This is a genomic window from Azospirillum agricola, assembly GCF_017876095.1.
In the GTDB taxonomy this organism is placed as follows: Bacteria; Pseudomonadota; Alphaproteobacteria; order Azospirillales; family Azospirillaceae; genus Azospirillum; species Azospirillum agricola.
This window is the reverse complement of record NZ_JAGINM010000009.1, coordinates 1-21,408: the sequence shown is the minus strand read 5'-3', so window position 1 is coordinate 21,408 and position 21,408 is coordinate 1. Positions and strand designations below refer to the sequence as shown.

General features: G+C 65.5%; 24 protein-coding genes. 15 read left to right on the top strand and 9 right to left on the bottom strand.

The window, feature by feature from the left end:
- Nucleotides 1-905: 905 nt before the first annotated feature.
- Both J2847_RS14885 and J2847_RS14880 read right to left on the bottom strand, forming a co-directional pair.
- Nucleotides 906-1,487 (bottom strand): PIN domain-containing protein, encoded by a 582-nt coding sequence (locus J2847_RS14885; protein WP_209779726.1) that lies wholly within the window; start codon nt 1,485-1,487, stop codon nt 906-908.
- Nucleotides 1,488-1,508: 21 nt separating this feature from the next.
- Nucleotides 1,509-1,946: a helix-turn-helix domain-containing protein gene (locus J2847_RS14880; RefSeq protein WP_209779725.1), complete on the bottom strand. Its 438-nt coding sequence runs from the start codon at nt 1,944-1,946 to the stop codon at nt 1,509-1,511.
- Between the two features lie 584 nt (nt 1,947-2,530).
- On the opposite strand from J2847_RS14880, the gene J2847_RS14875 reads away from it, so the two are divergent.
- The 4 genes from J2847_RS14875 (at nt 2,531) to J2847_RS14860 (ending at nt 6,148) form a co-directional block, all read left to right on the top strand.
- Entirely contained in the window at nt 2,531-3,487 is a 957-nt protein-coding gene (locus J2847_RS14875) for a hypothetical protein (protein WP_209779724.1), read from the top strand.
- A gap of 371 nt (nt 3,488-3,858) precedes the next feature.
- Nucleotides 3,859-5,205 carry a M48 family metalloprotease gene (locus tag J2847_RS14870; RefSeq protein ID WP_209779723.1) on the top strand — a complete coding sequence of 449 codons (1,347 nt, stop codon included), beginning with the start codon at nt 3,859-3,861 and terminating at the stop codon, nt 5,203-5,205.
- A 297-nt stretch (nt 5,206-5,502) separates the two neighbouring features.
- Complete coding sequence (locus J2847_RS14865; protein ID WP_209779722.1) at nt 5,503-5,901, top strand: hypothetical protein; 399 nt, start codon at nt 5,503-5,505, stop codon at nt 5,899-5,901.
- A 61-nt stretch (nt 5,902-5,962) separates the two neighbouring features.
- Complete coding sequence (locus tag J2847_RS14860) at nt 5,963-6,148, top strand: hypothetical protein (RefSeq protein ID WP_209779721.1); 186 nt, start codon at nt 5,963-5,965, stop codon at nt 6,146-6,148.
- 170 nt (nt 6,149-6,318) lie between these two features.
- Here the strand turns inward: J2847_RS14860 and J2847_RS14855 are convergent, their stop codons facing one another.
- Nucleotides 6,319-6,558: a helix-turn-helix transcriptional regulator gene (locus J2847_RS14855; RefSeq protein ID WP_209779720.1), complete on the bottom strand. Its 240-nt coding sequence runs from the start codon at nt 6,556-6,558 to the stop codon at nt 6,319-6,321.
- A 172-nt stretch (nt 6,559-6,730) separates the two neighbouring features.
- Here J2847_RS14855 and J2847_RS14850 point away from each other — a divergent pair, with 172 nt between their 5' ends.
- Nucleotides 6,731-7,420 carry a hypothetical protein gene (locus J2847_RS14850; RefSeq protein ID WP_209779719.1) on the top strand — a complete coding sequence of 230 codons (690 nt, stop codon included), beginning with the start codon at nt 6,731-6,733 and terminating at the stop codon, nt 7,418-7,420.
- Between the two features lie 24 nt (nt 7,421-7,444).
- Here J2847_RS14850 and J2847_RS14845 read toward each other — a convergent pair whose 3' ends face one another.
- Nucleotides 7,445-9,487 (bottom strand): AAA family ATPase, encoded by a 2,043-nt coding sequence (locus tag J2847_RS14845; RefSeq protein WP_209779718.1) that lies wholly within the window; start codon nt 9,485-9,487, stop codon nt 7,445-7,447.
- Between the two features lie 342 nt (nt 9,488-9,829).
- Here J2847_RS14845 and J2847_RS14840 point away from each other — a divergent pair, with 342 nt between their 5' ends.
- The 4 genes from J2847_RS14840 to J2847_RS14825 all read left to right on the top strand — a co-directional run bounded on the left by J2847_RS14840 (nt 9,830) and on the right by J2847_RS14825 (nt 14,173).
- Nucleotides 9,830-11,209, top strand: coding sequence for a hypothetical protein (locus tag J2847_RS14840; RefSeq protein WP_209779717.1), 1,380 nt, complete (start codon nt 9,830-9,832; stop codon nt 11,207-11,209).
- Nucleotides 11,210-11,232: 23 nt separating this feature from the next.
- Nucleotides 11,233-12,006, top strand: a complete 774-nt coding sequence (locus tag J2847_RS14835; protein WP_209779716.1) for a helix-turn-helix domain-containing protein — start codon at nt 11,233-11,235, stop codon at nt 12,004-12,006.
- 124 nt (nt 12,007-12,130) lie between these two features.
- Nucleotides 12,131-13,204 (top strand): hypothetical protein, encoded by a 1,074-nt coding sequence (locus J2847_RS14830; RefSeq protein ID WP_209779715.1) that lies wholly within the window; start codon nt 12,131-12,133, stop codon nt 13,202-13,204.
- A 240-nt stretch (nt 13,205-13,444) separates the two neighbouring features.
- On the top strand, nt 13,445-14,173 hold the full coding sequence (locus tag J2847_RS14825; protein WP_209779714.1) for a hypothetical protein: 729 nt from the start codon (nt 13,445-13,447) through the stop codon (nt 14,171-14,173).
- Nucleotides 14,174-14,849: 676 nt separating this feature from the next.
- Here the strand turns inward: J2847_RS14825 and J2847_RS14820 are convergent.
- Nucleotides 14,850-15,158 (bottom strand): hypothetical protein, encoded by a 309-nt coding sequence (locus J2847_RS14820; protein ID WP_209779713.1) that lies wholly within the window; start codon nt 15,156-15,158, stop codon nt 14,850-14,852.
- Between the two features lie 56 nt (nt 15,159-15,214).
- On the opposite strand from J2847_RS14820, the gene J2847_RS14815 reads away from it, so the two are divergent.
- The 5 genes from J2847_RS14815 to J2847_RS14795 all read left to right on the top strand — a co-directional run bounded on the left by J2847_RS14815 (nt 15,215) and on the right by J2847_RS14795 (nt 18,806).
- Nucleotides 15,215-16,093 (top strand): endonuclease III domain-containing protein, encoded by an 879-nt coding sequence (locus J2847_RS14815; RefSeq protein WP_209779712.1) that lies wholly within the window; start codon nt 15,215-15,217, stop codon nt 16,091-16,093.
- An 80-nt stretch (nt 16,094-16,173) separates the two neighbouring features.
- Entirely contained in the window at nt 16,174-16,356 is a 183-nt protein-coding gene (locus tag J2847_RS14810) for a hypothetical protein (RefSeq protein WP_209779711.1), read from the top strand.
- The gene (locus J2847_RS14805; protein ID WP_209779710.1) at nt 16,356-17,555 is read left to right on the top strand and encodes a PfkB family carbohydrate kinase; all 1,200 of its coding nucleotides are present in this window, start codon (nt 16,356-16,358) and stop codon (nt 17,553-17,555) included. Before J2847_RS14810 ends, J2847_RS14805 begins: the two co-directional genes overlap by 1 nt.
- Nucleotides 17,552-18,145 carry a 7-cyano-7-deazaguanine synthase gene (locus J2847_RS14800; protein WP_233474549.1) on the top strand — a complete coding sequence of 198 codons (594 nt, stop codon included), beginning with the start codon at nt 17,552-17,554 and terminating at the stop codon, nt 18,143-18,145. The genes J2847_RS14805 and J2847_RS14800 overlap by 4 nt, the downstream gene beginning before the upstream one ends.
- A 67-nt stretch (nt 18,146-18,212) precedes the next feature.
- A complete protein-coding gene (locus J2847_RS14795) occupies nt 18,213-18,806 on the top strand; it encodes a nitroreductase family protein (protein ID WP_209779709.1) in 594 nt (197 codons plus the stop codon).
- Between the two features lie 293 nt (nt 18,807-19,099).
- Here J2847_RS14795 and J2847_RS14790 read toward each other — a convergent pair whose 3' ends face one another.
- Nucleotides 19,100-19,456, bottom strand: a complete 357-nt coding sequence (locus J2847_RS14790) for a hypothetical protein (protein ID WP_209779708.1) — start codon at nt 19,454-19,456, stop codon at nt 19,100-19,102.
- A gap of 267 nt (nt 19,457-19,723) precedes the next feature.
- Between J2847_RS14790 and J2847_RS14785 the strand changes: the two genes are divergently transcribed.
- Nucleotides 19,724-20,299, top strand: coding sequence for a hypothetical protein (locus J2847_RS14785; RefSeq protein WP_209779707.1), 576 nt, complete (start codon nt 19,724-19,726; stop codon nt 20,297-20,299).
- A gap of 154 nt (nt 20,300-20,453) precedes the next feature.
- Here the strand turns inward: J2847_RS14785 and J2847_RS14780 are convergent, their stop codons facing one another.
- From J2847_RS14780 to J2847_RS14770, 3 genes are read right to left on the bottom strand one after another with little or no spacing between them, the layout of a single operon-like run.
- On the bottom strand, nt 20,454-20,666 hold the full coding sequence (locus J2847_RS14780; RefSeq protein ID WP_209779706.1) for a hypothetical protein: 213 nt from the start codon (nt 20,664-20,666) through the stop codon (nt 20,454-20,456).
- 47 nt (nt 20,667-20,713) lie between these two features.
- A complete protein-coding gene (locus tag J2847_RS14775) occupies nt 20,714-20,926 on the bottom strand; it encodes a hypothetical protein (protein WP_200775265.1) in 213 nt (70 codons plus the stop codon).
- Nucleotides 20,927-20,953: 27 nt separating this feature from the next.
- Entirely contained in the window at nt 20,954-21,256 is a 303-nt protein-coding gene (locus J2847_RS14770; RefSeq protein WP_209779705.1) for a hypothetical protein, read from the bottom strand.
- Nucleotides 21,257-21,408 lie beyond the last annotated feature (152 nt).

Sequence of the window (21,408 nt, the reverse complement as noted above, 5' to 3'; positions counted from 1 at the left end):
GAGCCGCCATACGAGTTCGTCTTCTTCAAGCCACAGCGTCTCCTGACCGGCCAAGCCAAGTGCTGCACGCATCGCATCCACAGCCGCATCGAGGTCCGGCGGCGGTATTGGACAAGATGTCCTTGCGTCGCCAACTCGCCAACCGAGCACGGCGCCGTCGTCCTCGATTAGGTCGTCGGGAACTGTACCAGTTTCAGCGACAAGGACGGCTGGAAGAAGGCAATGCGGCAGACCAAGCCACTCATGCGGCACCCTGATGCCCCTCAGGAAGATCGGCAGACGGGCTTCAGGCTTCCTTCCGATCACCGCCGTATCGGTACCCGCTTCGAACACCATACCCCACCTCGCCGTTGGCTTCACACCGAACCCGTACGAAACCGAGTCTAGGTCGAGGCGAACCACACCGGTTCACCAGGCATTAACGGCTAGTCCGGACCTCCCTTCCGCACAGCCATGAAGCCGTCGGTCACGCAGCGCCTTTCCTTGCGCTACGATCCCCCAGGAAATGGAGATCAGCCGAATGACCGGAAGTCTTGACAACGCCGTCGGACACTTCAGGCACAACGTACTGGAGGCGGCCGCCGACTACGAGCAGGCTTCGGCGGCGTCGAAGTGATCGTGCGCGACCGCACCGGAGCGTCGTGGAAGTTCCTGGGCGACGTTCCGACGGTGGTCGGCGCGTGGTGCCGGTTTCTCACTGCGGAGGGCGCCGTTCTCCCCGACGGACCGGTTGTGGCCTGTGGACTCCGCGTTCACTCCTAAACCGTAATGTCAAGACGGAACAGCCGCCGCGTTCCCAGCGTGCTCGCAGGTTCAACGCACAGTTGCCCTGGCAACCACTCCAGCCTGGGGCGTTTGCCGGAAGAGAAAATCTGCGTATCCCTGACATTCTAATGTTAGTTAAGCTAAAGAAATTGCCTATATTGACGCAAAAGATTGGAAAAATTTGGAAGTTCCATTTTTGGACTTTGTAGGAGGTCAAGGTACTCATCAGGAGAGTATGGAGGTCTTTTCATGCTTGCACGATGTGCGCGAGCGGCTTGTATCACGAGAAATTGGTTTTGATTAAAGAGATCTTGACAGAAAGCATCTGGTTTGGCTTTCCTCATTCCAAAATGCTTAAGTATGTCTTCTGGAAAATCTGGGCTGTTATCTGTTACAATCAATGTTGCTGCCGCAGAAACGCCAGAGGCGATCACATGAGCATCCTTTCTTTGCTTGTCCGAACGACACATCCCATTGATTTTTTCGAGAACATCTGGGGCGGCCGCACAATTCGCCGCTTGGAAGGACCGTTCCATTTCGCTCCGGCGATATTCAAGCTTCTCAAGCGGGATGCCGTGGCGAGCATGGACGTTTCTGATCCATTCAGCATGAATGGCATCTGACCATACGGGTTCAAAGAGTTCTTGCTCAGCCAGACAGAGCAGAAGATCGGTGAGCTTGCCTCGAAAGAGGATACAGGCATCAAGTACGGCCAATTCCATGTGGTAAGCTCACCTATCCGTTCAGAAGTCGTATTCCTCCGAAATTTTAGCAACCTCTGTCAAGCCATTACGGCGAATGGATGCCTGATTCTGCTTGTAGGAAAGCACTTCCGCGCGTAGAAGGCGATGATGTGCCCCAACCTTCCTCGCTTTCAAGAGTCCCTTTTCGATCAGTCTCATAACTGAAGGTCGGGACATGCGAAGAAGTTCGGCAGCATCCTGCGGGCTAATCTCCTCATCGCCTTCTGCTGTCCGGCTATGCGTCGACACGATGGAGACAAGTTCCGCCATACTGCGAAGAGCGCTTATGTCCAAAGTCACGAATCCGGTCCCCATCTGCACGGTGACCTCGCCCTCTTTAATGGGGGCCTTACCGATAAGCGTGCGCAATTCATCCACGCCCCGGCGGGCTTTGGCGATATCGTGATCGTCAATTTCCTGGACGAACTCAACCAGCATGGCAACCTCCTTGGTACGGCCTGTCTATCAGTCTATATGGTAACTGCACCAACTGCAACAAGTGTATTATCCGAAAGCGCATCGGTGGGATTGTCCAGCGGCCCGACCACTGCGGGGCTGCGCAAACATGGTTAGACGGCCTACATGCTGCACGGCAGCATGCTCATTGAACAAAGGCATGTGTCAGGCGCTCGACGCCCAGCGAAGACCCGGCGCTCCAACCGTGCCGGGACGCCGTGGAAGTTCCTGGGCGACTTCAGGTCCATCCCTGACACCCGCGGGGGCCGGTTTCCCCGCGTGGCTTGGACAGGCACCGGACTTCCAGCGGAAGCTCGACGCCCACTGCCGTGGTGGAATGCCGTATCCTGCGCAAGAACGTATGGTCGCGAACGCAATCCTTGCCGCATCGCCAGGGAGCGGATAGTCCGTCGCTGTCGGCAAAGGTTCGAAGGATGTTCCCGGAAGAGGGGCGATCTGGTTTCCGTTGTAATCGGCGGGTGTGGAACGCCCATCCTGCGCCACTGCGGCCCGGAGACACGCGTCACGACTTCAGCTAGGATGCCCGCCCCGATCGAGGAGATACCATGGGCGAGTCCAAGCGTAAGAAGTCGACCGCGGCGGCGGGAGTCCCTTGGCCCCAAGAGGAACGGCGGGAGGGCCAGGTGAACCTCCGGCAGTTGGCGCCGCACCCCAGGGTCGGAGCGGATCGCATCCGGGAACTGACCGGGGAGTCCGCCATCCCGCCAGGGACCAAGATCGCGCTCAACGCCTTCCGGGCGCGTTCGGGCGAGCACGAGTTCCTCGTGGGGTTCAGCGTGGGAGACGGCCAGCGGTTCAGCGCGATCGGGCTTGCCGTGGTCGAACGACTCATGATCGAGGCGGGCAGCGCCGCCCTTCACGTGGTTCCGATCTCGGACGCAGACATCGCGTGGGACATCGTCCTGCGGCACCTGAGGACGTTCACCGGGACGGTTCTGGTGTTCGCCTTCTCCGATTCGCGCACTTACGACGCCGTGACCGCCGAGATGTTCTACTCCGAGGACATCGTCCTCCAGGACCCCCGCGGCGCCCGCATCCGGCGGCTTACCGAAGACGATCGCCGCCGGGTTCGCCAGCAGGCGGCGGACATGGGGGCGACTCCCCCGCCTCCGAAGTTCTACGACATGCCGGGGGCGGATCCCAAGGAGCAGCCCTGGATCTTCGGGCTGCCGTGCGGCGACCGGACCATCCGGCTGACCGTCTGGAACGGCCGGAAGGACTTCATCCACGAGTTCCCGACCGACATCGTCGATCTCGTCGGCGGGGATCGGATCGCCATCGTGCAGGTCGGCAGCCCGGTCGGCGTGAACGGCCGGTCGTCGGTTGCCCTGAGCAGGCACTTCTCCGACCGGTTCGACGGCATCGTGCATTGGGCGCGCGACACGGAAACGTACCGCTCCATCATCCGGGAACTCGTCCTCGCCGACATCCCATCGGTGTCCCGGCCGGTTCTTCCCGACGGGTGGACACCCGAGGTGGTGATCATGCCCGTGGGCGAGTGAAGGGTGGGTCTCCGCGGAAGGTCGGACATGGGACGGACCGGCGACGCGTCGGCTGCGTAGCCGACCGTGGCGGTTCGCGGCGTCCAACGGTCTCCTCGCCAAGCCGGTCCCCATATCAGCTTGTAGCTTGACGGTCTCAGGTACCCGATCACGAAGGCGCAACGGCCCCACACCGTCGCGCCTTCGGGTTTCGTACGTTTCGCGTTAGGTCGTCGAACACGGGAGCCCAAGGGGCTCCCGCGCCGGAGAGGCTTGGTTTTTCATCGGTCCCGGCGCAGATGCGAATCCGATGCACCCCAGCCCGCGGATGTAGGAGCCGCTACGGCCCCGTGGATAGCGGGGGCTATTCCCACAGGCGTAACGGGGCAACCATGTCAAAGACGAGCGAACAGGAAGCGGGCAGCGACCTTTCACTTGGCCGAACGGACGACACCATCACTCCGTGGCGCGAATTCGTTCATGCCTTCCAAGTGCAGGCGAGCATGCCCAGGACGTGGCCCGCGCTCCTGTTCATCGTCTCGGCGGCCGTGCTGACGACCATTCTAGCGTTGGTGACCGTGATATGGGCGGTCGCCGCCGTATCGACCCCCGGATGGCCAAGCGCCCCTCCGCCATGGCTGATCGCCACCGGCGTGCCGTCGGCCGTATACCTGTTGATGCTCCTGACACGACTCGACAGCGGTCGCCAGAGAGTAGAGGCGTGGTTCCGTGAACACGGGACGTTGCTGAAGCCCGGCCTGGGGGTGGTCGAGGACTGGTTGCTGCGGGAGGTTATCGACCAGTGCCGGTCGTTTGGCATATCACGTGCTCCGGACGTCTACATCTACGACCCGGAGGTCTTCGACTGGGGTCCGTTCGCCCACGCCGGACTAGCTGACGAGGGCAGGGTCGGCATCCCAGAGCCGTGGTTGCGAGAGACGACGGACGACGTCCTCAGGTTCGCCGTCGGCCACGAGTTGTCCCACATCCTTCATCGGGACGGGTTCGTCAGGGGGGTCGTAGATGTTTTTGTCGTCTTCTTCCTGTCGTTTCTCGGTTACCTGTGCGCATTGTCGGCATTGGCTGTGCTCGGCGTGACCATCTTGTTCGCGCTGTTACTTGTCGGGGCCATCGCCATCGTGGCCGCCTCCTTAGGGAGTGCCGACATGCTGCTCGCGGCGCTCTCCGAAGTTCCTGATGTCCTCCTCACATCTGCGCGTCGTTCGCAGGCGGAGTGGGTCGTGACTGTTGCCGTGGGAGTCACCCTTGTCGGCGGTTGCATGATCCTCTACCGGTTGTGGGTGGAGCGCCGACAGGAACTCAAGGCCGACGAGATGGCGTTCCGCATCGCGGGCGCCGAGGTGGCCCAGCAAGGAATCGACCGGATCGCCCAAATCGAGGGGGCGGTCGGCGAAGGGCCGTTCCCGGTCACGCGGGAGCGGTGCCGCGGCACAGTCGCAGGTGCCTTGACCAGCATCGTGCCAAGGCGCATGCCGCAGTGCGGCGACACGCGAGGCGCCCGGTGGGCGTTGTCCCTGGCCGAGTGGATCGGTGAACGCATCGGTGACGGTCTGTGGATGGGCGTCCATGTCCTCTTGTGTATCCCCGGCGCGAAAGCGGTACGGCACACCGTCTGGCGCCTGACGCGGACCCATCCGCCCCCGGCGGAGCGCAAGCGACACATCGAACGGCTGCTGGCGGCCCACCCGGAGCCTTCGTCGGAAACCGGATGTTCGTGAAAGGGTACGAAAGGCCGTACGGGGATGTCCAGCCGCCCATGCGGCGCCATTCCGCAGGTCGATCGTCGAACTCCAGGCAGCCGGACGGAGTGGCTTCCGACCGGACTGGCTGCGTCCGATGGCTCCGACTGTCGCCAAAACTCCTAGTTCCCGGATTGTAGTCCGCAGCCCTAAGCTGAGGGGGATTGCATGTATGGTCTCGTCGAGTGCCGGGGCCGCGGATGGATCCACTTCGCGACCGCGCCGGGCCTGGGCGTCGACGCGTGCCGCTGCGGTGTGCCGGGCCCCCGGATCTGGATGCGGCCCACCGACGGCGCGCATCTGCCCGTCGGCGCGACGTTGAACGGCATCGTCGTCAGGGAGGACGTCATGGAGCGGCTGCCCGCAGAGGATCTCGACCGGCTGGAGCGCCTGGTCATGGACATGGCCCCCGGCCCGCGCCGGGCGCTGCTGGCCCTGGCCTGGCTGACGGACCCGGAGGAGCGCGCCTTCGCCGCGAAGGCCCTCGGGCGGGCCGGACTGAGGACCCACGAACGCGTCCTCGACGCCCGCCACCACCGCACGACCGCCGAGGACGAGCGGTTGGCCAAGTCGCTCGGCGAGACCGCCGGGTACTACGACATCTTCCGCGACGCCGACGGCGACATCACGCTCGGCGGCGAGCGGCCCGCAACGGACCAGGAGGACGAGCCGTGAGCCCCGAAGTCCCCTCCTTCCGCTTCGAGACGAGCGTCCTCCGGCGATCTACGAAGTGAACGTGCAGCCGCTCAAACGCGTCTACGAGTCCGCCACGGAGATGATCGACGACACGACGGCCGAGGCGGTCGCCACGAACATTCCCCAGCAGATGCTGTCGGAGGTGGCGCCACAGTTGCTGGCCGCCGTACGCGCCGCCCAGGGGCGTCCGCTGCCGTGTGCCGAGGGCACCGGGACGGTGCAGTGATGGATCGGGAGGCTGTCCTGCGGGGCTCCCGAGGCCGGACCCTGGATCGGGACGGTTGATCGAGCGGACATGGGCTCCCAGCCTCGCGGCGCCAGGTCGCAGACCACGACGGTAGGGGCCCCTCCGCCGACGGCGGACACTGCGCCATCCCGGCCATAGCTGGGTGAAGGTCACATTTCCGGCGTCGAAAGACGTACGCCTTCGCCCCGGCGGCCCGCGGGCAAGAACACGATGCCCGCACCCTCCAGGGCTTGGCAGACCCGGAAATAGATGTCCGTGGTGGTGCCCTGTCCCTTTTCCAACCTGATGACGCTACTCAAGCTGACGATGGCCTTGTCGGCGAGCTCGGCCTGGGACCAGCCCAGGAGGGCGCGGGCTGCTCTGATCTGTCGGGGGGCGATCTGGGACATACCCCCCCGGATCGGTCAACACGCGTCCGGCCGCCAGGAGTAGAAATACTTACTTGCTATATTGACATAATTTATGTCAGTTAGGGTTGCATTTGGAGCCGGGATGACACCCGATCCACGGCGCTGGGCACCATGCACCTTCGTCCCGCGCCGCTCCCACTCTGGAGAGCCCATGGACGACCGCATAGACAGCCGACGCATCGTGATGAGGACGATCGGCGCTACTGTTGCCGACGTGCAGACTTGGTCCGAGACGAGCATCCATTCGTCCGGCGGCGGCGGTTACGTGGATGCCCGATACGGGGGATGGGTCGCACCTGCCCGGGTCTGGTCCAGCACCGAAACCATCGTGCGCGCCCGGCTGCGTTTCGGTGACGGCAGCACGAGTAGCCTGGACTTCCCCGGGCGGGTCCGACTGTCCACGGGCGACGACCTTCTCCTCGTCGTAGCCGAGGAGGAAGTTGGCAGAAGGTGGGAATACTGCGGCGTCGCTAACACCACCACCGGTGAGGTCAGTTACCTCGGTCGATTTGAGCAGGTATGCCCGATGATCCCGAATACGCGACTGGAGAAATTCGGGCGCTACGGTATCTGGCTACTGCTGGTGTGGGTACTGGTGTGCTTAGAGATCATTGGATTCAACAACAGCGTTGCGGCCACCGGGACCTTGTTCTACATGGCCATTCTCGGGGGAGTGGGCATCCTTGTGGCGATTGGGCAGGGCCAGAAGGCGTTCAGCCGACGCCGGGCTGAGGCGGAGCAGCAGTACCAGAGCCTCTTCCAGCGCACCTGTTCGACCGCCCTTACGGCTTGTCAATCTGCCACACGGGAAGGACGACAGGCCGCACCGGTCGTCGCCTGACATGGCCGGATACGGTGCCGCAGATCAGCCGGGAGCGTCCGGAGGCCGGTCGGAAGGCGGGGCGCCACCCGTCAGCACGGCCTCGGCGTCCGCGCCGCCGACGGTCTCGTGCTCGACCAGCAGCCGGGCAAGGGCCTCCAACCGCTCCCGGCATCGGAGGATCTCGGCCGTCGCCTCCGCGTAGGCGGTCGCCAGCAGCGCGGAAACCCGGTTGCCCACGTCCGGCCTCAACGCCATGGTCGCCGCGAGAGTGTCCGACGTCGGCATGCCCCGCCACAGCAGCCCGTCGACCCCGTCGCCCAAGCCGTAGGCGTGCAGCGCCGCCGCGGCCAGGGCCGTCGCCCTTGCCAAATCGCTTCGGTCGTCCCCGCCCGCACCCGCCGACACGTCGCCCAACACCGCCTCCTCGGCCGCCCGTCCGGCCAGAAGCACCCGCAGGTGACCGGCGAGGCCGGACCGGGTCAGGGGCTTCCGTTGATCCAGGGCGGCGGACGTGCCGCCCAGCGTATCGGCCGTCTCGCGGATGGAGACGCCGGTCAGCGTGCCCGGGAACTCCAGCGTGATCATCAAGGCGTGTCCCGCCTCGTGGACGGCGTAACGGTACGTCTCCTCGGGTGTCCGTTCCCTCCGCATGCCGCGGATTTCCTCGGTCAGGTCATCGATGGTCATCCCGCGGCCGCCGTGCCGCGCGCGGCGGCGCGCTCCACGCACCCAGCGCTCGCAGTCGGCCCCCGTGGCGCCGCGCGCCAGCAGCGCGGCGGTCGACAGGTCGGCGTCCGGGAGATCGGCGCCGAGATGGTGGCGGAGGATCCCCGCCAGCGCCTCGCGGTCCGGCAGCGGGACCGGGATCGTGCGGTCGAGCCGTCCCGACCTGACGATCGCCGGGTCGAGACGGCCGGGGTCGTTGCAGGCCCCCACCACGACCACGCCCTCGCGTCCCTCAACGCCGTCCAGTTCCTCCAGCAGGCCGTTGACCACTTGGATGCTGTAGTCGCGGTTCTCGTGCGTGAACCCGGACCGGTCGCCGAACGCGTCGATCTCGTCGACGAACAGGATGGCGGGCGCGACCGCACGGGCCTCGGTGAAGGTCGCGCGCATCGCCTTGAGCAGGTCGCCCAGGTGTCCCGTCGACTGCCACCGGCTGAGCGATCCGACGACCAGCGGCACGCCGCACGACCCCGCGAGCGCCTTGGCGAAGGTGGTCTTGCCGGTGCCCGACGGACCGGCGAGCAGCACGCCCCGATCGACGGCGGACCACGGCAGGGATCCGCGCCGGTATTCGTCCAGGTCGCGCGTCAGCGCCATGCCCCAAGCGACCGCCTCGTCCATGCCGTGCAGGTGGTCGAGGGTAAGGGGCGGCGGCTTCGCCTTGGCGTCGAGCAGTCGGCGCAGGCGGGCCAGGTAGCCGTCGGCGTCGGTGTCCGGCCTCCAGGCGAGGCGCAGATCCTCAACGGCGATCAGGCGGTGCAGGTCCACCGGCAGCGGCGACGACGGGCGGTGGCCGGTGAGGATCTCCAGGGCCTCGTCCAGCGCCGCGGCGTCCGGCGTGGGCGTTGCGACACGGATGTCGGCGGCGCGGACCAGGGCGCGGGGCAGATGCCGTTCCGGCCAGGGGCTGAAGCCGACGACGACGCACCCGGCGGCGAGTCCGGCCGCCACGGCCTCGTTGCCGGTGTCGGGTTTGTGGTCCTTTTGGATGCCGTCGCGCCGGAACCCGATCCAGGTGGAGTCGGACGACGGACGCCACGAGGAAGGCCGGGAGATGCCGTCCCCGTTGTGCTCCTCCGGATCAATGGAGGAGACCGCACGGCCCCATGCGTCCGCCACCGGCCCGACCCACGCGGCGTTCGGCACCTCGACGACGACCGCGCCCCCAGCTTGGGCGAGCGCCTGCCAACCTCCCGGGATGCCGTCCAGAACCCGCCGGACCAGCGTCGAGGCGACGGCGCCGACCACGTCGGCGCGGCGGGGGCGCTCCCTGCGCCTTCCGACGGCGGACAGCCCTTCATCCTCCAGGGACTCGATGTCCAGGTCAGCGGGCTGCCCATCATCGTCCCGATCCGTCATCGGCACCCCCATTCGTCGGTGGACGGCGGAGCGGCCCCTCTGAAAAGGAATGCCGTCCGCCTGTGGCCGGGAATTCCTCCGGCGTGACCTCGGCAGGATTTTGTTCCCTTTTTGTTCGCTCGGCAACAGGCCATCCCGGGTAGCCGTGATGGAGGACTCGGCACCCCCTCGGTAGGGGCGTGGGAGAAGGTAAGCACGCGGCAGGCGCGAGACCGGCTTCAGGGCGGGACCATAGCCGACGGTCGTTGCGCTTCCTGTTCCCGGAAAGTCTCTGCCAGAAATTAGTTCCAGCATTGCAACCGCCGTATGCCGCGCGCACTCTGGTACCGATGGAGGGTAGGCATGCGAACCCGCTCGGTACCTGAAATTCGGCTTTCGGAACTGCATTTCCGGCGGCACGCTGTCGAACTCCGGCCTATTCAAGGGCTGCTCGACCGATACCGACAAGCCGACGAGGCTCGCCATCACTCCGTGCTGTCGTCGGATCGATACTACCAGAGCATCCAGAAGCCCATCGAGGATCGCATCCAGGCCGCGTTCCCGGACGGTTCCACCGAGCGGCAGGTGTGGGAGGTGATCCGCCGCGAGGAACACTTCGAATACCTCCTGTCGAAGTGGCAGCGCGACGGCAGGGCCTTGTTCGCCTTCAGCCGACCGCTGCTGGAGATGCTCGGCCGCACCGACGTCATGGCCCTGCCGGTGAAAACGCTCAGGATGCCGTACGACACCTCCTACGTCGCCCTGCCTCCTGGAACCTTCCTGCCTGACTTCCATCCCCGTTTCGAGATCGATGGCTTCTACATCGAGTGCGAGGTCGACTTGGCGACCAGCATGCGTCGGCCTCCGACGCCAGATGACGAGATCGTCGCCGACACCCGAAAACTGTGGGCAGACCCACGGATGGTCGAATGGCTACGCTCGTACGGCCTGGACCCGTACCCCGACTACGAGACGCACCTTGCTGGGCGCTTGGCGGAAAACGCTGAAGCCTGGAGCGAGTACCACCGGTTCATGGGCGATCCGGACACCGTTCTCGACGAGGCGGCAGACAAAGGTCTTGATCCTGCCCAAAAGGGATGGTCGCCCTTCTGGTCGATCATAGTCGATTTTACCTTCAAGCCTCGGGGCCGCGGACCGGCGCCGTTGTCCACGGCCGAGCTCTTGGACATGCCGTGGCTGCGGTTCGCGTTGAGCTTTCCCTCTCACCGCAACACGGTGTCCGAGGCCATTGAGTACGAGCGCCGTCATGGGCTGCCGATTGACACCTATTATGAAGAGGACAGCTATGGCGAGGACGACCTGCGCCATGTGATCAGTCGACCTGAACACATCGACGATGTCGTCCGGCTCGTATTCAACGTGATGTGCTACCTGAACTGGCCAGACCGGGATCAGGAGCGGCGTCTGAACGATGCGCACGCCCACGCCCGTGTTGCACGCGCGTCCACCCGCAAGGGCCGAGCCGCCGCCGAAGCCCATGCGCTGAAGGACGGCGCGCGCTGGATCGAATTCTGCGGCTATCGTGCGGAACGGAGCGCCCAGCCCGGCGCTGGCGGCGCCCTACCGGCGCACTGGCGCCGCGGGCATTGGCGGCATCATCGCCATGGTAAGGGTTTGACGGAGACCAAGCTCCTGTGGATCAGGCCCACCATGGTCGGCGGCGTGGTCGGCGCGGCGGTCCCGACGGTCTACCAGACGGCAGTCTCGGTAGGGGATGGCTGAAGGGTTTTTCGGCCTCCTTCGGTTTGGCGGACGAGGTCATCATCCCCGTCATCCGAATGACCATGGAGATGACAATGGGCTTCCACGATCCGAACTTCGCCGGTTCCACCGACCGCATGAAAGACCACGGCGCGCTGTATGTTCCGACCTCACAGGAGATCGGTGCGCTGGTCAACACCTGGCGTCGCCTGCTGAATTGGAAGCGGGAGACGTTGGCGCAGTTCGCGGCCGTCTCGCTGTCCACGATCGAACGGATCGAGCGCGGCGAAGCGGTGAGCGCCGAGTCGCTGGACCGCGTGGCGGTGGCGCTCCGGTTCGAGGTAGGCGACTTCCATCGCCCTCGGCGTCTGCGGAGCTTCGAAGAGGCCCTGGCGCATGTGACGGAGTTCTTCGTGGGGAAGGTGGCCGTGCCCTGCGCCCCGCTGAAGACGCAGCCCCAGGCCGCAGCCTTGCTCGGCTGCCATTGCTACTTGGTCGATGACGGCCGATGCACGCAGGATGTGGCGGAGTCCGTCGCCATCCTGCGAGGGAACCTGAACTTCTATTCGTGCGCACTGGGCGACCTCTCCATCCCCGGCGAGACGGTGAAGAAGCGTGATATCTACACTTCGTTTCTGGCCGACGTTCGGGCCGTCGAGCGCCGGGGCTACAACGCGTTGCACGCCACCTACGAGGCGGACACCCGCATCGGGGCGTGGAACGTGGGCGTCATCGCCTTCTTTCCCAAACTCACCGATCCCGGCGCGGCGAAGCGGGAATTCGTATTCGTCCCGGCCGCCCTGAACATCGGACTCTAGGTGTTCCGAATGCCGTATCCGCTGATGGGGATCGCAGCCTGGGTGGGATATTCTGGCAACCCTGATCGTAGCCGAGGCTGGCTCGGACTCAAGGGATTCGCCGCTGGGGCCATGTGAGGACGTCGTGCATCTCGCCAACACCGCCATTGAGCTCATAGACGGTTATCTGAGGGCGCACCCAGAGGATCGCGACCTGGGCCGCCACCGGAAGCGCATCGCGCTGTCGCCGCGCACCGGCGACGGCCAGGGACTGTGGCTCCATGTCGCCCTTGAGGCCCTGTCCAACCCACGGTGCGGGCGCTTCGAGATCGGCGCGGACGTGCTGGCAGCGGCGCATCAGGTGATGTCGACCAAGCCCGCTTCCATGTTGGCGGCCTTGCACCGGGCTCGGGCGCCGCATCCGCTCACCTGGGTGGAGTGGATCACACCGGACGACCGGTCGGCGTCGCGCCGGGGGTGGCTCATCCTCGAACAAGAGGATGGCGCCATTGCGATACCGTTTGCCAGCGGTCGCCCGGACGGCGCCATCAAGATCCAGGCATACGCCCTCGACATCGGCTGGGACCGGGAAGTCCGGGCGGCTGACCTCCTCGCCGACCCCGATATTGCGCAGATGGTCCTTCACCACCAGGAAACGGCTTCGGATCCGGCGAAACTGAAGGCTGCTCTTGAGAAGGCCGCTCCCGGTTCCGATGCCGACAACGATGTCGCGGCGGCGTTGACCCGCTCGTTTTCGGACGAAGATTTCGCCGCCATCATCGGGCTGGATGACCGGCTGCGCATGGTCCCGGTGGACCAGTACGGCACCCTCCATCCCGAGCGCGGGTCGGAGCGGATCGCATCCCGGCTGATCCGTTGCCGTGAACTCATCGCCATCCTGCTGCTGATCAACAGTCGGAACGCCGTTCACGTCGGCGAGGGTGAGAACCTCGTCAAGCTGAACCGCGCACGCGAGCGCAAGGCGAAACCCGGCTTGGTGCCGTTGCGGCCGGTGTCGCTCGACCTGTCCCGACGGCTACGCGCCGCCCGCCGGTCCGGAGGCGGCGTCGATGAGCGGGAAGTCAGAGCGCACATCGTCCGCGGACACTTCAAGGTCCGGGCGTCCGGTGTGTTCTGGTGGTCGGCTCACACGCGCTTCGGCACGCCGACCACGCCGCGCGACTACGCGGTCCACGGAACCCCCGAGCGAATACCCTGAGGCGCGGCGATCCGTCCCGCGTGCATCGATCCGGCCCACTCCGGTCGGATTCGAAGAACGCGCCCCTCCCGTTGACATGCTGAAATGTAGCGATTACCTCTCCGGCGTGGTCCGTGGCACCCGTGACTTGTCGCCGAGTCAGACGCCACCTGCACTGGGTTTAGTCTTCACGGTCCTGCGTTCGATGGGCCGCTGGTAATCGGCGATCTGCGGCATCCACTTCCGAACCGGGGAACCGTCATGAAGACGTTGATCTCGCTCGACGATGTCGAGTCCTTCAAGCATGAGCTCATTCAGATCCTGCCGGACGTCAAATCGTCCCACCGCGTCGAGGCTATGGCCCGCGGTCTTGGCTGGGGCAACAACGCCGCCCTACGCACCGAGTTGGCGGCCGGTCCGCTGACGCGGTCCCCAGATAACCGGGCGTTTTCGGAATACCTGAAGGAACACGGCTTCCCGACCGCCAGGTACGACGCCCTGGAAGAGGCTGTGGTGCGGTGCAAGTTCGCCGAGGCGCGCTCAGCGGTCGAGGCGGTCATGGCCGCGGAGCCGGGCCTGTCGATGAACGGGTTCCGTACGGACGACTTCCGCAAGAGCCGCCAGGAGAGGGAGGATGAGTTCCGCCGCCTGCGCGAGGAGATGCCGTCGGCCGATGGGGTTCTCCAGTTCGTACGGGCCTGCGAGTTCCTCGCCCAGGTCCCGAGGCGCGCCACGGTGAACCGCACCTTGATCAGCTACGACTGGAAGCACGTGGCGGAGCGGTTCCACCGCGAGCGCGGGGAGCCGGACAGCTACGTGAGCAACGGCATGTTCATCGCGGCGGCGCTGCACCTCGGGTTCACCGTGAAGCGCGACGGCACCGGACCGAACGCCTTCCTGAACATCGCCCCCACGGACAGGCCGCGGCGCAGCCGGGGCGGCGACATGCTGGCAAAGAGCGTGGGCGGGCCGACCCGGACGGCGGCGTGACGGAACATGATGGTCGCCGCCATCAACACCGGGCTGGATCGGGGGCTGTTCAGCCTGGACGCGGGCGACAACCGCTGGGGCGACGGGGAGGGGGTCTACCGCTTCGACTTCGCCGGTCTCCCGGCGATCGCCAGCGTCCGCGGCGCCGGTTTTGGCGAGTTGGGGGAGAGCGTGGCCGTGAGGCCGACCGAGCGGGCGGCGGAGTTCGTCCGGACCGCCAACGCGGGCTTCCTCGCGGGCGACGCGTTCACCTCCGGGTGGCTGGAGCGGAAGGAAGGCGAGTGGCCCCAGTCCACCGACAAGCCGATGAATGCGTCCGGAGGGATCTGTTGCCGGTCATCGCGCGGGAGACGGTCGAGCCGAAGGGCTTCGCCGCGAGCGGGCCGTTCAGGCTGTAAAGGACCGGCGGGCACCCCGTCCCAAGGACGGGGTGCCCGCCCATTCCGCTGGAGGGCATCCCTCCGGGATCAGTATGGGGCAGCCCGCCCCGGTGGGATTCAGCACCCAACGGTAGGTTTCCCCCGGCCCGGGGCCCGGCATGTGTTTCAGGACGGTCGCGGAAGCCTGTCCGCGTGCCATCATCCGCCGACGGCTCATCCGGGGGGCTTCGTTATCGGCTGGGGAGTGGCTGGGATGTGTTCGTCCGGCTCCCGCCGGGTTCCGTCACGGAAGCCGGTCACCTCGCCATGCCGTCGATGATCCGCAGCAATTGCATAATCCGTATGCGCCGTTCGGCGGGTCCCTGAACAAGACGGTCCACCAACTCCCGGACTTCCCGAGCGTCGTCGGTGCCGTCACCGCCGTCGGCGCTCCCCAGCCAACCGCGCAGCGCCACCTCGGTCTTCCGGGCCAATTTCACCTTATGTTTCAGAACCTTGCTGAGGTGTCCTTGGGTGCATCCGCACGCCGCGGCGACATCCTCCTGGCGCAGGCGCAGCTGCGCCATGCGTTCGTTCACCGCCTTCAGGAGATCGTCACCGGTCATTGACACGCGAGTCGCCGAATTGCATCTTCCATATGGATTCCATATGGAAGGCGGCCATGCAACAGGTGATCGCGTCGTTCGGCGATGGGTACAGGTTCCTCGACTTGCCCGACCCGGACGAGTGGCTGCTGCCCGGCGTGAGGTGGGGCCGCCACGAGCATCCCCTGACCCCCGCCTTCTGGTCGGCCGCCGCCTGGATGGAGGGCGAGGTTCCCGACCACGGCTTCCGGCTCGGCGGCACCCTGGCCGAGGAGGTGTCCGCCTGCATCCTCGGCGGTCATGGCCTTCCCGCCGAAGTCGGTCTCGCGGCATTCGCCCGGGTTCGCGACGAACTTCGGGAAGCCCCCGATGAGGTTTTGCCGGAGGACGATCTCCTGCGCCTGCTGTCGGCCCCCTTGACCGTGAAAGGGCGCGCGGTCCGCTACAGGTTCGCCCGCCAACGGTCGTCCTACCTCGCGGCAGCGCTCCGCGGTCTACACGGCGTGAACGAGTCGGCCCTTGACGACGTGGGGTTCCGGGATGCGCTGTTGGCCCTGCCGGGGATCGGTCCGAAGACCGCCTCGTGGATCGTGCGCAACCGGCGGGGCAGCGACAAGGTCGCCATCCTCGACGTCCACGTCGTCCGGGCCTGCCGGGTGATGGGCGTGTTTCCCGAGAACGCGGACCCAGCCCGGAGATATGCCGAGCTTGAGCAGCGTTTCCTCCAGTTTTGCATGCGAGCCCATGCACGCGCATCCGTCATGGATGCGGTGATGTGGGATACAATGAGGAGGATATCCACGAGCTTTCTCAACTTTCTTGTTGACCCCGGTTCCGTGCTTCAGGACGTTAAACACCGTCCACGGAGGGAGCAGACGCGATGTCGGGAAGCGGGGGAGGACGAGGGGATGGCGACTTCGGCGGCGGAGGCGATGGACAACCCGATCCCTGCCTGACCGTAAGGCAAGGTCCGATCAACAGCCCGAACCCGGCGATCCTCGCCACGCTGACGGTCGGGAGCATTCTGGACGTTTGGGTGGCCACCTCCGGTTCCAGGCCGGTGCTGGTGGTCGGTGTCGGCGGGCGAGCCGCCGGTTCCCTGACGTTCCGCGGGTATCTCGACGTCATCGGCTGCATCACAAACCACGGTGTCGCCTACCGTGCTGTGATCGTCAGGATCGCGGGCGGCGCCTACGAAGTCCGGGTGGAACCCATCTGATGGGTTCCCTGACCGTCGTCGGAGGGCTGTATGCCGAGAAGTGCATACAACCGCTCTGGAACGAAGTGTTCGGGTCCGGCGGCCGAGCCGCCGCCGCGGTGTCGTCGCTGGTGCCGACGACGCTCGTGGCATATGTCGACGCCAGCTTGCGGGTGGACGCCGACGACTTGGCGGCGCGCTTCGGGTTCACCCTCGACGCGCGCGACGCGCAGCACCCGGTGTCCTTTTCCTACCTCCATCCCCTGGCGACCCCCGTCATCCGACCGTCTCCGGGCCGGATCGTGACGCACGCCCCCTTGCTGGTGCGAGGCGATGTCGTCCTGCGCTACGGCATGCTCGAAGGGGACGCGGTGGTCGATGCCCAGGTCGCCGTGCACGACCCGCAGTCCGCGTTCGGCGCGAAGCCGTTCTCGGAGAACGGTTCCAAGGCGAACCGGCTGGCGGTCGTGCTTAACCGCTACGAAGCCATGTCGATGGTCGGCACCGACGAGCCGGACGAGGTGGCGAAGCGGTTGATGCGGACCGAGAACGCCGAGGTTGTCGTCCTGAAGATGGGCGGGCACGGCGCGTTCGTGGCTTGGCCGGGCGGAACGGCAACCGTCCCTGTCTACAGCACCGAATACGTTTGGAAGATCGGCTCGGGCGACGTGTTCTCGGCCACTTTCGCCGCCCTATGGGGCGTCCAAGGAATGGACCCCGTCCAGGCCGCGGATCTCGCGTCCCGTGCCACCGCCGACTACTGCAACCGTCGGACGCTGCCGATCCGGCAGCCCGCCGACCTGGCCGCGCTGCCGGACCCGCCGGTGACGCCCGGGAAGGGGACGATCTACCTGGCCGGGCCGTTCTTTGATCTGGCGCAGCGTTGGCTGGTCGAGGAGACGCGCGCCGTCCTGCTGGACATGGGGGCGAAGGTTTTCTCCCCCGTACACGCGGTCGGCCCAGGTCGGGCCGAAGTCGTCGCCCCCGCCGACATCGAGGGCCTGGAGGCCAGCGATGTGGTGTTCGCGATCCTGAACGGTATGGATCCCGGCACGGTCTTCGAGGTCGGCTACGCGGTGAAGCTCGGCATCCCGGTGGTGGCGTTCGCCGAGAACGTCAAGCCGGAGGACCTGAAAATGGTGGTCGGGACCGGATGCGAGGTGGTGGATGACTACACGTCGGCGGTCTACCGCGCGGTGTGGAGGTTGCCGGTGTCATGATCGGGCTCCTTCTTTCGGGCGGAATGGACTCCGTTTCCATCGCGTGGTGGAAGCGTCCGGAGGTCGCCATCACGGTGGACTACGGCCAACGTCCGGCGCAGGCCGAGATCACCGCCAGCGCGGCCGCCTGCCAAGCCATGGGCATCCGGCACGAGGTGGTGCGCGCGGACTGCTCCGCGCTGGGGTCGGGCGATATGGCGGGCACGGCACCGGCCGCGGTGGCGCCGGTGCCGGAATGGTGGCCGTTCCGCAACCAGTTGATCCTCACACTCGCGGGAATGGCGGCCGTGCGGATCGGCGTGACGCACCTGATGATCGGCGCCCTGGTCACCGACGGTGCGCACGCCGACGGGCGGCCTGAGTTCGTCGACGCCATCTCCCGGCTCATGTCCCTCCAGGAAGGCGGCATCACGGTGTCCGCCCCCGCCATCGGGATGGACGCGGCGGAACTGGTCCGTGCGTCCGGCATCCCCAGGGAGGTCCTGGCGTGGGCCCATTCCTGCCACGTCGGCAACCTCGCCTGCGGAAGCTGCCGCGGATGCGTCAAACATTACCGGACGTGGGAAGCCCTTGGCTTGGATCCCTACTGACGAGCCGCAGCCGCGCGCGGTTCCGCTGCCATGGGCACCCTTCCAACCGCGCGGCACCGGCGTGGAGATGCTGCCGATCCCCGCCGATCCGGCACCGCGCGGTTTCATCGACGTGCTGCGGTCGAGGCGATCCGCCGTCGGCGGGGCGGTGGAACTCGATCGCGTCGCCGAACTCCTCTGGCACGCGGTGGCGACCAAGGGACATGCCCCGGAGGGTCGGGCGGGACTGCCGGTGGAATGGCGCGCGGTACCGTCCGCCGGGGCGCTGCATCCCATCTCCATCGTGTGCATCCCGGAGTCCGCCGACGGCGTGTTCCTCTACGATCCGCGCGAGCATGCGTTCCGGACGCTCGACGTGGACAGCGGTCATGTCGCCTCCGCGAACGCCGCTGCCCTCACCGCCGTGGTCGGCGCGACACGCGGATGCACGCTTCGCCTGCTGGCCGATATGGACAAGGCGGACGCCGCCTACGAACACGCGGGGACGTTGGTGCTTCGGGACTCCGGCTGCCTGACCGCGACGCTTTGCCTCTGCGCGGAATGGCTGGGACTGGCCGCCTGCCCCCTCGGATTTCTCGGCCAGTCGATGGTTGGGAAGCTCGGGTTTCCCGAGCCGCGGTTTCGGGCGGTCGGCGGTGTGCAGGTCACGTCGTCTCAGTAGCCGTCAGTGACGCGCAGTGCCCCTGGTCAAAAGCCTTAACGCCCAGCCGGGTGTTCGCAAAAATAAAGGAATTTGTCACCCTTATTTCTTGAAAATTTGCTTTACAAAAGGCCGAGACTCCGGGAAGTCAAGAAGGTCTTTTGGTCTGCCAACAGTTTTTGTGGCCTCGTCATTTAAGAAATACTCGCGCATCACCCCTGTAACAGGGTCAAGTATAACCATGCTGTTCTGAATTTTTACATCTGGCGTGCTCAGTATGAGCTTAGCCGTATCCCTCGCTGTTTTAGGTTTTTTCATTCGCTTCTCCTGCCCTCAATTACTTTTTTGGCCCAAGCCTTACTATATTGTTTGCTGGCCTGCTTACCCGCCCGCGTATCTTTGAGATAGCGCGTTGGATTTCCAGCGCGTGACGAATTATCAATCGCTTTAACTTCTATGATTTTGAGTGGTTTGGATGGATCGTACGGAACCATCACGATATCTGGGCCAGTGACCCCGTCATCTTTCACTGGAGCAAAATAATAGTCTGGGTATTCTTTTTGCAATGCCAGCCGGATAGCAGCCTCGCCAAGCTCCCCTTTTTCCATATTCCTGTTGGGGGCACGTATCTCCGGCACATCTAATGGGTTGTCCGAAGGAACCTCAACCATCCAAACCTCCCTTTTGAATTGACACTTTGCCAACTTCTTGCCTGAGACTCAACTCTCAGAACTGTGCCTCGAATGTCTTCGAGTTCGCGGTGGCGGTGGCGATCAGCCCGTTCGACCTGCGCTCCGGCCCGGCCCAGGCGATGGTCATCGGCGCGCTAGGTGCTGGTGCCCTTAACGTGAACTGAACCTAATCGCCTGCACACCGGCCTACACTGGACCGTGTGGCACCGGGGATTGCCTCGGTCGGTCCGGTTGTGGGGGGCTGTGATGGAAGTGGGATGTTCGTTCGGCGACCCCGCCCTGAAGACGCTTTCGGCCGAAGCCAGGAAAGCGTTCGACGCCGACGCGATGCGCGCCCTCGGCATTCCAGGGGATGGCAGTCCATCGGCAACCCTCTTAGGGCACAGGATGCCGATGGACTGGTTCTGGAACCGCTATCGCCTCCTCGTGCCTGTTCTCTGTGTCGGCATGGCCGCCCGAGGCATCCGGACGCCGCTCCGCATCGACACCATGCAGACGTTCCGCTACCGCCCGTGCGAATGGATGCCATTCGACCGCGACGCGTACCTGCATGGCCTCTTCTTGGTCCGGCCGCGGTCTTCCGATGGGGAGGCGCAGGTGAACGCCGATGCGATGATCGAGGCGTTCGATGCGCTTGTCGTGGACGCCGGGATGCTCAGCCTCTTCCCCGAGCGGTGGCCGGACAACGTCCTGAAGCGGCATTCCTGGATGCTGTTCGGTGACGTGCCGGACGGTGTCCGCGTCGGCCATCCCGTCGACGTTTGGGATCCTCGGTATCGTCTCGGCGAGATCCTCACCCCATCAACAGGCACACCGGGCTAGGCGCCGGATTCTGGAGTCGTACACGGGGATCACGACGGTCCCAACCGAACTGCCCTGGGCCTTGTGGCAGGTGATCGCAAAGGCCAACGCCAGATTGTCCGTATCGTTCTTGTCCAGGATATGCGCCTTCAGCAGGGTGTGGTCCGCCGTCGGATCACCGCCGATCCCATCGTGCCAGCACAAGCGGGAACACCTCATCGAAGTCGTCGGGCAGGATGACGGCCTCCCCGCGGCGGGTCACGACGGCGGCTTCCATGCACGTGTCGTCGTGGTCCCGCACCTCGGAGATGTCGGTGACGCGCAGGGCGCGTCGGCAGCCTGCCAGATCGCGCATCACCAGGAAGTCCCCGTGCCGTTCTGCCGTCATTGTCGCCTCCATTCGGGATCTTCAGGTATCAGCAGCACTCGTCCGCATCACACGCCGGATGCGGCTTCAGCCCGCCGCTTGGCCTCGACGGCGTTCCAGGCGCGGTACAGGGCGGCGCGGACCGCATCCATCTCGCGGGCGAGGTCCGTGTGGCCGAGCCGGTCGAAGGCTATCGCCATCACGTCGATACGGTCGCGAAGCTCGCCGTGGATGTCGGCGTTGAGCGGGAGTCGCTCATAGGGGATGTCTTTCAAGCGCATCGTCGTCCTCACTTTTCCGTATCCGCGTCATCGGCCCTTCCGCTGGTCCGTGTCCTCGGCTCCGTGGCCCGCGCTCCGGCGCCGCGCGAGCAGGGCGTCGATCTCGGTGCGTCGGAACAGGAACTGGCGCCCGCCGTCCACCGAGGGCCCCGACACCGGCCGCGCGCCCATATCGATCAACTGGAGCGCCAGCTTCTTCGATGTGCCCAACCCCCTAGTGCCGCGCAGATCGGGGGCGGTAACGTATTCCCGGCGGAACAAAACGAGCGCCTCCTCCGTGATCCGTCCACCCCGTTCGGCCGTCGTTCCTGGCACTTCAACGGTCGGCAACCAGCCGCGGCGGACCCAGTGGTACGCGACCTCCTGCTTGATGCCGAGCGCCCTGGCTGTGCATCGGCTTGCAACACTGGGCCAGTTTCAGGGGTGATCGGCGTCCAATAACCAGCCACCTCTGATCTGGCAGACTACCACCCTGGGTTTGG

Excerpts from the sequence above, each read along its gene's own strand:
- J2847_RS14885 (WP_209779726.1), bottom strand. The coding sequence starts at position 1,487 with ATGGAATTGGCCGTACTTGATGCCTGTATCCTCTTTCGAGGCAAGCTC.
- J2847_RS14880 (WP_209779725.1), bottom strand. The coding sequence starts at position 1,946 with ATGCTGGTTGAGTTCGTCCAGGAAATTGACGATCACGATATCGCCAAA.
- J2847_RS14875 (WP_209779724.1), top strand. The coding sequence starts at position 2,531 with ATGGGCGAGTCCAAGCGTAAGAAGTCGACCGCGGCGGCGGGAGTCCCT.
- J2847_RS14870 (WP_209779723.1), top strand. The coding sequence starts at position 3,859 with ATGTCAAAGACGAGCGAACAGGAAGCGGGCAGCGACCTTTCACTTGGC.
- J2847_RS14865 (WP_209779722.1), top strand. The coding sequence starts at position 5,503 with ATGCGGCCCACCGACGGCGCGCATCTGCCCGTCGGCGCGACGTTGAAC.
- J2847_RS14855 (WP_209779720.1), bottom strand. The coding sequence starts at position 6,558 with ATGTCCCAGATCGCCCCCCGACAGATCAGAGCAGCCCGCGCCCTCCTG.
- J2847_RS14850 (WP_209779719.1), top strand. The coding sequence starts at position 6,731 with ATGGACGACCGCATAGACAGCCGACGCATCGTGATGAGGACGATCGGC.
- J2847_RS14845 (WP_209779718.1), bottom strand. The coding sequence starts at position 9,487 with ATGACGGATCGGGACGATGATGGGCAGCCCGCTGACCTGGACATCGAG.
- J2847_RS14840 (WP_209779717.1), top strand. The coding sequence starts at position 9,830 with ATGCGAACCCGCTCGGTACCTGAAATTCGGCTTTCGGAACTGCATTTC.
- J2847_RS14825 (WP_209779714.1), top strand. The coding sequence starts at position 13,445 with ATGAAGACGTTGATCTCGCTCGACGATGTCGAGTCCTTCAAGCATGAG.
- J2847_RS14820 (WP_209779713.1), bottom strand. The coding sequence starts at position 15,158 with ATGACCGGTGACGATCTCCTGAAGGCGGTGAACGAACGCATGGCGCAG.
- J2847_RS14815 (WP_209779712.1), top strand. The coding sequence starts at position 15,215 with ATGCAACAGGTGATCGCGTCGTTCGGCGATGGGTACAGGTTCCTCGAC.
- J2847_RS14805 (WP_209779710.1), top strand. The coding sequence starts at position 16,356 with ATGGGTTCCCTGACCGTCGTCGGAGGGCTGTATGCCGAGAAGTGCATA.
- J2847_RS14800 (WP_233474549.1), top strand. The coding sequence starts at position 17,552 with ATGATCGGGCTCCTTCTTTCGGGCGGAATGGACTCCGTTTCCATCGCG.
- J2847_RS14795 (WP_209779709.1), top strand. The coding sequence starts at position 18,213 with ATGCTGCCGATCCCCGCCGATCCGGCACCGCGCGGTTTCATCGACGTG.
- J2847_RS14790 (WP_209779708.1), bottom strand. The coding sequence starts at position 19,456 with ATGGTTGAGGTTCCTTCGGACAACCCATTAGATGTGCCGGAGATACGT.
- J2847_RS14785 (WP_209779707.1), top strand. The coding sequence starts at position 19,724 with ATGGAAGTGGGATGTTCGTTCGGCGACCCCGCCCTGAAGACGCTTTCG.
- J2847_RS14780 (WP_209779706.1), bottom strand. The coding sequence starts at position 20,666 with ATGACGGCAGAACGGCACGGGGACTTCCTGGTGATGCGCGATCTGGCA.
- J2847_RS14775 (WP_200775265.1), bottom strand. The coding sequence starts at position 20,926 with ATGCGCTTGAAAGACATCCCCTATGAGCGACTCCCGCTCAACGCCGAC.